12 protein-coding genes are annotated in these 10,917 nt (G+C 66.2%); 10 read left to right on the forward strand and 2 right to left on the reverse strand.

Translation table 11 applies throughout. The annotated features are described in order from the left end of the window. Positions 1–41 precede the first annotated feature (41 nt). The 3 genes from AB0I82_RS26685 to AB0I82_RS26695 are packed head-to-tail and all read left to right on the forward strand — an operon-like array spanning position 42 to position 2,573. Positions 42–227 (forward strand): hypothetical protein, encoded by a 186-nt coding sequence (locus AB0I82_RS26685; RefSeq protein ID WP_363259862.1) that lies wholly within the window; start codon positions 42–44, stop codon positions 225–227. After that, positions 224–2,188 carry an AAA family ATPase gene (locus AB0I82_RS26690; protein ID WP_363259863.1) on the forward strand — a complete coding sequence of 655 codons (1,965 nt, stop codon included), beginning with the start codon at positions 224–226 and terminating at the stop codon, positions 2,186–2,188. The genes AB0I82_RS26685 and AB0I82_RS26690 overlap by 4 nt, the downstream gene beginning before the upstream one ends. Next, positions 2,181–2,573 carry a hypothetical protein gene (locus AB0I82_RS26695; protein ID WP_363259864.1) on the forward strand — a complete coding sequence of 131 codons (393 nt, stop codon included), beginning with the start codon at positions 2,181–2,183 and terminating at the stop codon, positions 2,571–2,573. Before AB0I82_RS26690 ends, AB0I82_RS26695 begins: the two co-directional genes overlap by 8 nt. A gap of 1,311 nt (positions 2,574–3,884) precedes the next feature. Here AB0I82_RS26695 and AB0I82_RS26700 read toward each other — a convergent pair. Beyond that, positions 3,885–4,220, reverse strand: a complete 336-nt coding sequence (locus AB0I82_RS26700) for a hypothetical protein (RefSeq protein ID WP_363259865.1) — start codon at positions 4,218–4,220, stop codon at positions 3,885–3,887. A 1,854-nt stretch (positions 4,221–6,074) separates the two neighbouring features. On the opposite strand from AB0I82_RS26700, the gene AB0I82_RS26705 reads away from it, so the two are divergent. After that, positions 6,075–6,689, forward strand: coding sequence for a nuclease-related domain-containing protein (locus AB0I82_RS26705; protein WP_363259866.1), 615 nt, complete (start codon positions 6,075–6,077; stop codon positions 6,687–6,689). 4 nt (positions 6,690–6,693) lie between these two features. Here the strand turns inward: AB0I82_RS26705 and AB0I82_RS26710 are convergent, their stop codons facing one another. Beyond that, on the reverse strand, positions 6,694–7,452 hold the full coding sequence (locus AB0I82_RS26710; protein WP_363259868.1) for a GntR family transcriptional regulator: 759 nt from the start codon (positions 7,450–7,452) through the stop codon (positions 6,694–6,696). Between the two features lie 196 nt (positions 7,453–7,648). Here AB0I82_RS26710 and AB0I82_RS26715 point away from each other — a divergent pair, with 196 nt between their 5' ends. The 6 genes from AB0I82_RS26715 to AB0I82_RS26740 all read left to right on the forward strand — a co-directional run bounded on the left by AB0I82_RS26715 (position 7,649) and on the right by AB0I82_RS26740 (position 10,886). Further along, positions 7,649–7,978 carry a hypothetical protein gene (locus AB0I82_RS26715; protein WP_363259869.1) on the forward strand — a complete coding sequence of 110 codons (330 nt, stop codon included), beginning with the start codon at positions 7,649–7,651 and terminating at the stop codon, positions 7,976–7,978. A gap of 2 nt (positions 7,979–7,980) precedes the next feature. Continuing rightward, entirely contained in the window at positions 7,981–9,327 is a 1,347-nt protein-coding gene (locus AB0I82_RS26720; RefSeq protein WP_363259870.1) for an FtsK/SpoIIIE domain-containing protein, read from the forward strand. 88 nt (positions 9,328–9,415) lie between these two features. Then, the gene (locus AB0I82_RS26725; protein WP_363259871.1) at positions 9,416–9,592 is read left to right on the forward strand and encodes a hypothetical protein; all 177 of its coding nucleotides are present in this window, start codon (positions 9,416–9,418) and stop codon (positions 9,590–9,592) included. A 66-nt stretch (positions 9,593–9,658) separates the two neighbouring features. Beyond that, positions 9,659–10,393: a DUF2637 domain-containing protein gene (locus AB0I82_RS26730; protein ID WP_363259872.1), complete on the forward strand. Its 735-nt coding sequence runs from the start codon at positions 9,659–9,661 to the stop codon at positions 10,391–10,393. A 13-nt stretch (positions 10,394–10,406) separates the two neighbouring features. Then, positions 10,407–10,595, forward strand: a complete 189-nt coding sequence (locus AB0I82_RS26735; RefSeq protein WP_031050283.1) for a mobile element transfer protein — start codon at positions 10,407–10,409, stop codon at positions 10,593–10,595. A gap of 21 nt (positions 10,596–10,616) precedes the next feature. Next, positions 10,617–10,886 (forward strand): hypothetical protein, encoded by a 270-nt coding sequence (locus AB0I82_RS26740; protein WP_363259873.1) that lies wholly within the window; start codon positions 10,617–10,619, stop codon positions 10,884–10,886. The last annotated feature ends 31 nt before the right edge of the window (positions 10,887–10,917 follow it).

The following is a 10,917-nucleotide window of genomic DNA, read 5'->3' on the forward strand; positions in this document are numbered from 1 at the left end:
GTGCTGTGAACACAAGTACTTCTGTTGTAGGGGGAGAGTTCATGCGAGACAACCTTTCCGAAGTGGTCGAGTCGGTGCGGTCACGGTTCTATGGCGACAGCGTCGATTCAGGGCTGGTTCAGCACATCGTGGAGATCGAGAAGCGGTACGTTGAGGATCGACTCCGCGCGCAGGAGGCCGTGGCCCGCGTCATCCAGGAGCACCTGGACAGGAGCGTTGAGGTTTGAGGTACCAGAAGCTCACCGTAGAGAATTTTCTCGTCTTCAGAGGCGATCAGGAGATCAACATCCCCGACAAGGACGGCGTGGTCGTCATCTACGGTCGGAATGGCAAAGGTAAGACGTCGCTGCTCAACGCTTTCCGCTGGGCTTGGACTGGGGAGGTTCGCAAGCGGAGTACCCGCCCACTGCCACCCGAGGACGTCACCAACAAGGTTGCCCTTGCGGAGGCATCCGGTGACTCAGTCCGATGCCGTGTCCGCCTCGAGTTCGAAGCGGACGGCACGCAGTGGGATCTCACTCGTTCTCTCATCCGCAAGGGGGACGAATACTCCACTGAGCTCACGCTACGCCGTGATGCAGTCGCTCTGAGCATCGCCGATGCTGAGCGCAAGGTGACTGAGCTGATGCCCAAGGAGATTGAGCAATTCTTCCTGTTCGACGGAGAGCTCCTCGACCAGTACGAAAAGCTCCTCGATGACGACAGCACCGCTGGCTCCACACTCCGGGATGCCATTGAACGCATCCTGGGACTTCCCATTCTGGAGAACGCGGCACGAGACAGTGCTCGGGTGGCTGAGCGCGCTGGCGAGCTGGTCGCTGCTGCTGCGAAGCGGGACTCGAAGACGAAGAAGCTCGGCCAGGCTCTTGATATTGAGCAGACTCGTCTCCGTGCGTTCCGTCAGAACTATGAGTCGGAGGATCAGAAGGCCAAGGACCTGGAGGCTGAGTCAGCCCAGCTCGACCAGCAGCTGGCGGAGCAGTCAGGCAAGCTCGAGATCAAGACCCGGCGCGACGAGACTCTCAAACGCCTCAAGGAGGCAGAGGCCCAGCGCGACGCGGCTAAGGAAGAGTTCGAAAACCTCCTCGCCGAGTCGTGGAGGGCGGTGCTCGTGGAGCCGATCGAGGCCCGCATCGAACAGGACACCAAGGAGCTGGAGGCCATCGAGAAGCAGCTGGATGAGCTGCGCTTCGCGACCATCCTCGCCCGCCATTACAAGGCCATGGGTGCGGATACCTGCCCGGTGTGTGAGTCCCACCTGGATGCCAACAACCGCGCTGCCCTCGAGCAACACATCCAGAGCTCCGACTCTAGCGAGCTAAGTGCCGCAGAGGACAAGGCGGCAGCTCTCAAGGCGAGCCTCAAGCGGCTACGCGAGTCCGGCCGCGGGCATGAACTTCGGGCTAATTTGAAGACCGTCGAAGACAACTATCTGAACTTGCAGCAGGAGATTGAGGACTACCAGGAAGATCTCGAGGACTTCGAGGACAAGCTGAAAGGTCAGGACACTGGGCTAACGGAGCTCGTTCAGCGCTTCAAGAACGTCAGCGTTCTCCTGCAACGAGCGAAGGCTGCTTACAAGGCCGAGCGTGAGAAGTACGAGCAGGCTAAGCAGAACGTAGCCAAGGTCGAAGATCAGATCCGCAAGACAGGCGCGGGTCAGGCCGACCCGGGCGTTTACGAGCGGCAACGGACTGCGGAGGCCCTCGCGGACCTCTACCAGAAGGCGATCGTGATCTATCGCGACCAGCTCAAGGAGAGTATCCAGGAGAAGGCCACCGAACTCTTTCGGGGCATGCGATCCGAGAGTGACTACGTGAAGCTTGCGATAAACGAGTCCTATGGTTTGCGCATCCTTGACCGAGCCGGAACCCCCGTAAAGCACCGGAGTGCTGGCTACGAGCACTTGGTCGCGCTGTCACTCTTGGGCGGACTGCAGGCCAGCTCCCCCATCAGCGGGCCACTCGTCATGGACTCCCCATTCGGACGACTCGACGACCACCATGTTGACGGCGTCGTCGCCAACCTCGACAAGCTCAGCTCTCAGGTGTTCCTTCTGGTTCACGAGCGCGAGCTCCCCCGCGAGACTGCCCGAGACCTGCTCCGAGGTCGAATGCTAGCCGAGTTCGAGTTGTCTCGAGGAGCGTCCGCGCACGAGACCAACATTCAGGAGCTTCGCAGTGTCTGAAACCACCACGCACGGACGCGTGAACATTGCCCTCACTGGCCGCGCTGAGATTGCGCGAGACGAGATCAGCGCCCGATACCCATTCCGAGAGAAGCAGCAGTTGGTCCGCCTAGGTCTTGCCTACGCCCTTCGGCTCGGCCTCGAACCGGTACGCGGAGGTGACTTCGGTCGCGCCGGCGATGGGCAGAACATGAACGTCGGTTCCTTCGACCCAAGTGGTGAGCTCTTCGGCCTAGTGCGTGCATTCCACCCGGAATGCGATGATCCGGCAGAGGTCGCTGAGACCCTCATGAGTCTCGGGCTGGTCAAGCTCGCCGAGGACATCCAGAACAGCGAAGTCACTCGCATCGCCGACATCCTGTACGCGAATGACGGAACCGACTGACGGGGTGCTTCCGAGGCGGGAGCTGCTGTGCATCCTCGCCAATCCGCCTTTGGGGAGCGGCGAGCGCACCAGAGCGCGGCTTGGGCTGGCCCGTGATCTTCTCGGCTTCGAGACGTTGACGATCAGGAATCTGTTCGCCGTGCCCTCGGGCGCCGTTACGGACATCTCGACACTCGGTGCGACCCCAGCCGGATGGGCCCAGGCTAGACAGCAGATGGAACCAGCTTTCTCTGCCTGTGATGGAGTGCTGCTGGCCTACGGCATCTCCGAACCGACCGGCGCGGCACGGAAGTACCACCGCGAACAAGTGGAGTGGGTTGCTGAAAGGCTCGTCACCTCAGGCTGTCAGACGTTCCAGGTTGGCGATGGGCCGAGGCACCCGTCCCGCTGGCAGCGGTGGACTTCTCGGCATCACGGAGAGCTGAAGTTCGCCGCCGCTTTGGAGGCGTCCCTCGAAGCCGTCAGCTTCGGTCGGGCCCCAGTTCGTGCAGCCAGGACTGCCCGATGACCTGGCCACGCATGTGCTGCCCGTCCTCGGCAACGTGGTCGGCCGAGCCCCGGAGTGGGCCAAGTCCGTTGAGAACGGCCGCCTCGGCATGCCCCGCCGCTGTTGCTCTACGTTTCGCGGACATCCTCGGCATGCACAACCTTGCCGAGATGGCCGGCGACGACCGATTGGCCGTCGCTACCGCTACGAAATCCGCCCCCGACGCTCCCCGGTGGTTCGGTAAGCGCTGAGACCACTTACCGGCTGCCCGGTAGAACGAAGAAACCCGAGTCGGCCGACGCCCTGGCGTAACGCGTCAGGCAGGCATGGCAGATGTGGGCACGGTAGGGGTGGGCTCCGCAGCTGCGACGTCTCCGTGCTGCGGCACACGCTTGGCAACCTCCAGCACCCCGCACGCGTCATCGAGGGCCTCGACCGGCGCCGCGCGCTGGTCGCACTGGCGGAAACCTAGGATCTCGCGCAGATGCACCTCATCTTCCAGCCAGTGCCGGAGCTGTAGTGGGGACTGATGTACGGGTAGGTGGCAGGCCAAGATGTCACCAGACCGTGCATCAGTCCCAGCCGACCGGGAGCAGCGTCTCGCTGTATGGGAAAGCCGACTGGACAAGCGGGCCCGGTGGCTGATGGAGGCCAGCCGCGATCGATTGGACCGGAGCGAAGCGGCACTGCGCCGCACAGATGCGCACGATAAGAGGGAACAGTGCGTCGTCGAGCGGGAAATGGCCGCCTCAAGCGCTACAAGCCGGCGAGGAACCTACACCGCCGGAACTCCTGGAGCCAGGGTGCGCCGCCTGCAGAGGCAGTTAGCTGCAGTAGCGTCCATGCTGAGCGCTGCCCAAGGCGCCCTGGCTGGCCAGTACAAGCGGCTCGCCCTGGAGCGCCGCAGCAGGCCGCTGAGTACCGAAGAGTCGCTCGCCCATGAACTTGGTGATCGGCTTCCACCCGAGGCGTCGGCCGGCCTCGCGTGCCGCACGGCGGACGTCGTCCAACTCGCCCAGTTCCGCGAGTTCGTCGCTGCTGAGGATCAGCTGACCGTAGTAGCCTCCGTACTCGGGCTTCAGCCCGGCGCGCATCAAGCCCTCAAGGTAATCCACGAGGTTCCGGTACCGGCGCTGGGACAGCTCATCCTTCTTGGGCATCTCGCGCAGCTCCCAAGGGGCGGGCACAGTCAGTGTGTGCCGTATGTGTGCCGCAGGTCAGAGGCCCCTCCGCCCCTGGGGCAGATGGGCCTCTGACCTGGTGTTTCGACGTGCCCCCGGCAGGATTCGAACCTGCGACACCCGCTTTAGGAGCGAGGTTGGGCGATCACCGCCGTGACCTGCGAAGTTCTGGCCTTCGTCGATCGCTGGCCATGTTCCCGGCTTGATCCACGGTTCCCCGTGAGTCTCCGCCTGTCATGGCACGACTGTGGCACGCGCTGATTCCTTGTGACCGGCTACCGTCGCTTGGGGGCTGGTGAGCTGCAATTAGAGCTGGCGAACAGTAGAGCCGCAACGGCTACAGCGTTCGCATAGGCTCCAGCGACCTCCGCCGCTGGACGCCATACGAGCACTACGACGACGATGACAGTGACGAGCCAAGGCTGCCACGTCGGAATTGACAGTCCCCCGCATGCTCGGGACACACTCATCTACGAACCTCCAGGTTCCATGCCCACCTGCCGCTCGCGCGACCAAGCATCAGCGGTCAGGTGGGCTTTGTGTTGACGCGAGGACGCTAGCGGAGACCGGCCATGGTCCCAACGCGCTCCGATTACTCTCGGCTGCTGTCCGGAAATGGAAAACACCCTGAGCTATCGCAGATAACGCATTGGATATGCGTTAGAGGCATCGGTGATGCGCTTCACGCATTACCGGACCGTAGTTGTTACTAAGAGTGATGGCTGGTTTTGTCCCCTACGTTCCTGCGCTGGACGCTGTTGCTTCGCGGCTGGTGCATGGCGCCCGCGGCGGGACGATGGCTTGCTCCGTAGGCGCGACACGCTCCTTGGCCACGACGGTGCCGCGTCGAGTGGAACGCCTACGGGCCTTCGCCACAGCGCGGCAGCAGGTAGCTCCCCCTCGGCCATGACCTTCGAGTCCGGTCCGCTCACGCTGGAGCATCCGTGACGGCGTCGGTACGGTGGCCTGCCCCATGTCGGCGTTTTCGCCCGGAGTGCTCGGCTGCCCCGGCCCCACCCCTCCCGTAGCTGGCTTTCTCCACAGGACTAGGGCCTATGGGGCGGTCGGGAGTGCGCCTGTCACGTAAACCGCTCACCGTTTCCGCCTCCACCTTCACCCCTTCTCATCTGCACTCTTCTCGCCGCCCTCGGGGCTCCCCGTCTGGGTCCGCCCTGAGTCTCGGGCCTGGGTGTGGCTGCTTCGCCTGGGCTGGTGGTGGGTGTCCGTGGTGGCCTGGGGTTCGTTGGTGGTGGTGTTGGCCGGTGGGAAGCGCTGCTCGTTCCGGTGCTGCTTTGGGCGGGGCAAAGCGTGTAGGGAATCACCCCGTGGCAGCGTTCGGTGGCGCGGGGCCGGGGGCCGGGCGGAGCGGGCCGAAGGCAGGAGCGGCGCCCGAGTCCCCGTGCCCGCGCCGGCCCTTTATGGGCCGGTGGGGTGTGATTCCTAGCGGCGGCTGGCACAGCCGTTGGCCTGCGCGCCGGATGTCGAAGGCAAGAGCACCTACAAGGTCACAGCCGCAGCCCGGACGGCTTGTGAAGGGCCTGCCGCGAAGTGCCCGGCCGCCGCGCTGCGTGGTGGTCGCTGGCCCCGATCGGCGCCCACGGGATCAACCGGCGAACCCAAGAGAGCGGCACCAGGTAGGCCCGGCAGGGAACGGCACCCCTCAGCGAGAGCCCAAGAGTGATCCCCCGCCCTCCCCTTCCCCGACCGTAGGGAGGGGCTTGATGAGGTAGAGAAACCTGTAACAGCTCTCCTCCCCCACCGCTCAATGCCATCTTGTCGTGGCGACGTACGCATGCTGCTCTGACTGCCGTAACTGATTCGCAGGAAGGCAGGATGATGCACGAAGATCTGGCATTGAATAGACCGGGTGCCGCCGTACGCCAAAAGATCGTGGAGCTGGAGCCCAACGGCTTCAAGCGGATGATCGCCCGACTGTCCCCCAAGTCTGAGATCCGCTCCTGGACGGATGGTCTGATCGGAGAGCGGGCCACAGCACGACGGCTCAACAAGTTACGTTCGCGCGAGTGGCATGTCCTGCACGCCATCCAGTGGGCGAGCGGATCCGACATCGATCACTTGGCCATCGGTCCGGCCGGTGTCTTCACGATCAACTCGAAGCGGCACAAGGGCAAGACAGTGTGGTACGGAGATCACGCCATCACCGTGAACCGTTCTCCCACCCGGCACATCGCAATCAGTCAGCACGAGGCACAGCGTGTAGAGAAGATCCTCGCTCGGCATTGCGCTGTGCCGGTGCCCGTCCGGCCCGTCATCGCTGTCGTGGACGCTGCCGAAGTCACGGTGAAGAACTCAGCTCCACCCGTACTCGTCGTCGACGTTGCCGGGCTGGACCGCCTGCTGTCAGGCATGACACCTGTGCTGTCCTCGGAGACCGTTGACCGCATCTTCGAGGTGGCGCGCCAGCCCGGCACCTGGTCGTCGCATTGATCGGCTAGGCGTCGAAGTCGTACTCAAGCACATAGGAAGCGGAGTCAAGGGTCATCTCATTGACCTCGACAGGGCGGCCTCCGTCGGCGAAGGCGGTCCGGCAGATGAGCATCACCGGCGTGCCCATGGAGAGGTTGAGCCGCTTCGCTTCGTCCTGGGAGGGCATGCGGGACCGCACTTCTTCGCGGAAGTGGACAGGCTTGGCTCCGAGTTCGGCAAGGCGGGCGTACGTGCCGCCCGGTCCCGTGTCCTCCTGGGTGATGGCCGAGCCCGCGACGAGCTCTGCAGGCAGGTAGCTCGTGGCCAGCAGGACCGGCTTTCCGTCGAGGACGAATCGCCGGTTGCGGACGCAGACGGCTGACTCCGGGGAGATGTCCAGGACGCTCGCGATCCGCTCGGGAGTCGGCTCCTCAGTGACGGTGACCTGATCCACGGTGAGCTGTCGGCCCTCGGTGTCGGCCGACCAGATCGAGCGGCCTGAGCCCCACTGCTCTTGGGAGAGGCGCTGGATGCCGCGCCGTCGCAGCGGTCGGAACGCCCGGACGAACACGCCGGCACCCTTGCGTGACTCGGCGAGTCCCTCGTTCTGCAGGACTCCAAGAGCCTGCCGGGCCGTCATCCGGGCCACGTCGTACTTCGCCATGAGGTCGTTCTCGCCCGGCAAGCGATCACCAGGGCCGTACTCACCTGCCGTGATTGCCTCCCGAAGCGCGTCAGCAATGCGCTGGTACTTCGGCTGTCGGGCGCCGTTCTTCGCGGTCATTGCGTCTTCCTCCTTTCATCCTCTCTAGACAGCCTAGGACATACGTCCGTCGCTGCATCCGGGCCTGGTGTCCCTTCCCACCACACGCGAACCTCTCTAGACATCTCCATTGACATCTCTAGAGACGTGCGCTTCACTCGTAGATGTCTAGAGAGGTCGCCGACAGGGCGGCTTCCCCAGAAACAAGGGGTGTTCCATGCCTTCGTTCAAGATCGACACGTCGACTGCCGTGGTGTTCGTCGCGACCGCGCCGACCCCGAAGGTCGCCAACCGGAAGACGGGCGAGATTGCCAAGGACCGCGAGACCGGTGCCGACCTGATGACGGTGGGTCTGCTGGTCTCGGATGAGGGGGAGGGCAACCTCTACCAGGTGTCCGTGCCGGAGACGGGCGTCCCGGAGGGCCTGACCCCCGGCATGCCGGTCTCGGTGGTCGGCCTGAAGGCGCGGGACTGGGAGAACGAGTTCAACGGCGAGAAGCGGCACGGCATCGCCTTCCGTGCGACGGCTCTCGCGGCGGGTGCCTGATCATGACGGACCTGACTACGGTGCTGGAGGCCACCGGTGCGCTCGCCGGTGTCGGTGGCCTCGGCTACGCCAAGGCCCACGCCCCGCGCGTGTACTGGTCGCTGGTGGGCCTGCCGGTCACGATGGGCCGGTTCACCTTCACCTACGGCACCACGATGGACGTGTGCGGGCTGACCGTGCAGCCCTCGAAGCTGCGGGCGTTCATGGTCCGCAACGTCGCCCGCCGCGAGGTCCAGCCGGTGCCCCCGAAGGTCCGCCGGGTACGCGGCACCTCCACCGGCCTGGTCGCCTCCCTCCGGCTGCCCGCCGGGCTGGAGCCCTCCGATGTGGCGGCGGCCTCCAACCGGCTGAGGCACGCCTGGGGCGTCCACTCCGTGACCGTCGCCGAGACCAAGCCCGGTGTGGTGGAACTGCGGATGACCGGCTACGACGTGCTCCGCCGGGTGAAGATGCCGCGCCGGATGCGGCCCGGCGGGCCGATGGTGGTGCCCGTCGCCCTGCGCGAGGACGGCAGCGCTTATGTCCGGGACTACCGCAAGGTCCCCCACGCCCTGACGCTCGGCGCCAACCAGTCGGGGAAGTCCATGTACCAGCGCAACCTGATCACCGGGCTGGCCAAGCTCGATGTGGGGCTGGTCGGCATCGACTGCAAGCGCGGGGTGGAGCAGAGCGCGTATGCGCCCCGGCTCTCCGCCCTGGCCACCACCCCGGAGACCGCCGCCGAGCTGCTGGGCGTACTGATCCAGGAGATGGAAGAGCGCTTCGACCTGCTCAGCGCCCATCACGTCTCGGACCTGTGGGGCCTGCCCGAGGACGTGCGGCCGGTGCCGCTGGTGGTCCTGGTCGATGAGGTCGCCGAGCTGTTCCTCACCGCCGCGAAGAAGGATGAGGAACGCCGGGATCGGATGGTCATGCAGATGGTCCGCCTGGCTCAGATGGCCCGGGCGGTTGGCATCTACCTGGAGGTCTGCGGTCAGCGGTTCGGTGCCGAGCTGGGCAAGGGCGCCACCATGCTCCGCGCCCAGCTCACCGGCCGCGTCGTCCACCGCGTCAACGACAAGCAGACCGCCGAGATGGGCCTGGGCGACGTCTCCCCGGACGCGGTCCTGGCCGCAACGCTGATCGCCGCCGACCGGCCCGGTGTCGCGGTGGCAGGAGACGCCTCCGGCGGCTGGTCGCGCATCCGCACTCCAGAGACCACCCCGGCCGAAGCGGCTGCCGTCTGCCGGGAGTACGCCCACCTCGTCCCCGACGTGCCCGCGCTGGCCCCGTTCCGCCCGCACGTGCCGGCGGAACCCGCCGCCGATGACGCGCCCTCGCTGATCAAGCCCCAGCCCGTCACCGAGTAGCACCACAGCTCTCTCCGGTTGGCGTGACCGTCTCGCGCCAGGTCCCTACCCCACCCATGTCGGAATCGGATCGAGAGGACCCACAGTCATGGCCGCATCCAAGCGCGCGACCCGCAGCAAGGCCGTCAAGAAGTGCACCGACTGCGGCGGCAAGGGCGAGACCGCCACTGCCGTCCGCGTCGGCCCGCGCGGCAAGAGGCTCACCGACCATCAGCAGGCCGCGCTGTGCACCACCTGCTGGGGCACCGGCGAAGCCTCCCACTGACCATCCGGCTGGGCGGCCTGACAGGTCCCGCCGCCCGGCCCCTGCTCCCCTCGAAAGGAGGACGCGATGACCAAGCCGCAGGCGGAACGCACCGCGATCCTCGTCGCCGGAGCGGTGATCATGGTTCTGACGATCGCCGCGTTCTGGCTGTCCTACGCCCACCTCGCCTCGGTCGCCCAGTCGCACGGCCTCGGCTCGTCGCCGGAGCGTCGGTGGGCCTGGCCGGGCACCATCGACCTGTTCATCCTGGCCGGTGAGGTCCTGATGTTCCGCGCCGCGCTGCGGCACGTGACCGACTGGTGGGCGATCGGTCTGACGGTCGCCGGATCGCTCGGCAGCATCGGCCTCAATGTCGCTGGGGTCGGTGTCGGCGCCCCTGTTCTGGACTACGTGGTGGCCGCCGTCCCGCCGTCGGCCGCGCTGCTGGCCTTCGGCGCCCTGATGCGGCAAGTGCACACCCTCGTCATCGAGCCGACGCCGGAGCCGGAACCGGTTCCCGAGCAGGTCACCGTCGAACGCGCCCCGGAGCCGCCCCCGGCCGAACTGCCCGCGCCGGAGCCGGTACCCGAGGAAGTGCCGGATGAGGCAGAAGACCCGTCACCGGAGCTCGTAGCGGTCACGCCTACGCCCCGGCCTGCCTCGTCGGCGCCCGCGGTCCCGCCGGCACTGCTGGATCACGCCCGCAAGGTCGCTGACACCCACCAGGCCGCTACCGGCACGCCCATCGACGCGGACACCCTCCGCGCCCGGCTCGGCGTCCCGCCCGTGCTCGCCGACGCCATCACCGCCCAACTCGCCTGAAAGGACACCTGACATGCCCCGACCGAACCGCTTCTACAACGTCCTGCGCTTAGGCCCCGTCAAGGTCGGCTCCCACTACGACGGCCGCGGACGCACCAAGCACACTGCCGCCTGCACCGTGCCCCGCTGCGGCTTCTCCGTCGACTACGACGACCGCTCCGCCGCCGAACTGGCCGCCCGCACCCACCGCTGCAACCCCTGACGCCGAAGGGAGGGAACCGCCATGCGTCACCCGGACGCCCAGCTCCGTGCCAACCACCGCCCGGCCAGCCTGATCCCGCCCGGCATCCACCCCGGCGATGTCGTCGTCATTCAGGCCCCGCCCCGCTCCTACGCCGGACCGATCCTGCTGACCATCACCATCGCCGTCGGCGCATCCGTGGTCCTGATCGTTCTCGCTGTGACGTTCCAGATCGCGGCCGCCGCTGCCGCGGCCGCCGTCCCCACCGTGGGCGGCGCGGGCGTCTCGCTCAAGCTCGCTCGCAAGCGCTAAGCGGCCCCCGGGGCGGCATCGACCGCCAAGT

It is taken from the genome of Streptomyces sp. NPDC050315 (assembly GCF_040655775.1).
GTDB lineage: Bacteria > Actinomycetota > Actinomycetes > Streptomycetales > Streptomycetaceae > Streptomyces.

Bases quoted from the DNA above. Each gene is read 5' to 3' on its own strand.
- AB0I82_RS26700 (WP_363259865.1), bottom strand. From the start codon at position 4,220: ATGCCCAAGAAGGATGAGCTGTCCCAGCGCCGGTACCGGAACCTCGTG.
- AB0I82_RS26740 (WP_363259873.1), top strand. From the start codon at position 10,617: ATGCGTCACCCGGACGCCCAGCTCCGTGCCAACCACCGCCCGGCCAGC.
- AB0I82_RS26705 (WP_363259866.1), top strand. From the start codon at position 6,075: ATGATGCACGAAGATCTGGCATTGAATAGACCGGGTGCCGCCGTACGC.
- AB0I82_RS26730 (WP_363259872.1), top strand. From the start codon at position 9,659: ATGACCAAGCCGCAGGCGGAACGCACCGCGATCCTCGTCGCCGGAGCG.
- AB0I82_RS26685 (WP_363259862.1), top strand. From the start codon at position 42: ATGCGAGACAACCTTTCCGAAGTGGTCGAGTCGGTGCGGTCACGGTTC.
- AB0I82_RS26715 (WP_363259869.1), top strand. From the start codon at position 7,649: ATGCCTTCGTTCAAGATCGACACGTCGACTGCCGTGGTGTTCGTCGCG.
- AB0I82_RS26720 (WP_363259870.1), top strand. From the start codon at position 7,981: ATGACGGACCTGACTACGGTGCTGGAGGCCACCGGTGCGCTCGCCGGT.
- AB0I82_RS26725 (WP_363259871.1), top strand. From the start codon at position 9,416: ATGGCCGCATCCAAGCGCGCGACCCGCAGCAAGGCCGTCAAGAAGTGC.
- AB0I82_RS26710 (WP_363259868.1), bottom strand. From the start codon at position 7,452: ATGACCGCGAAGAACGGCGCCCGACAGCCGAAGTACCAGCGCATTGCT.
- AB0I82_RS26735 (WP_031050283.1), top strand. From the start codon at position 10,407: ATGCCCCGACCGAACCGCTTCTACAACGTCCTGCGCTTAGGCCCCGTC.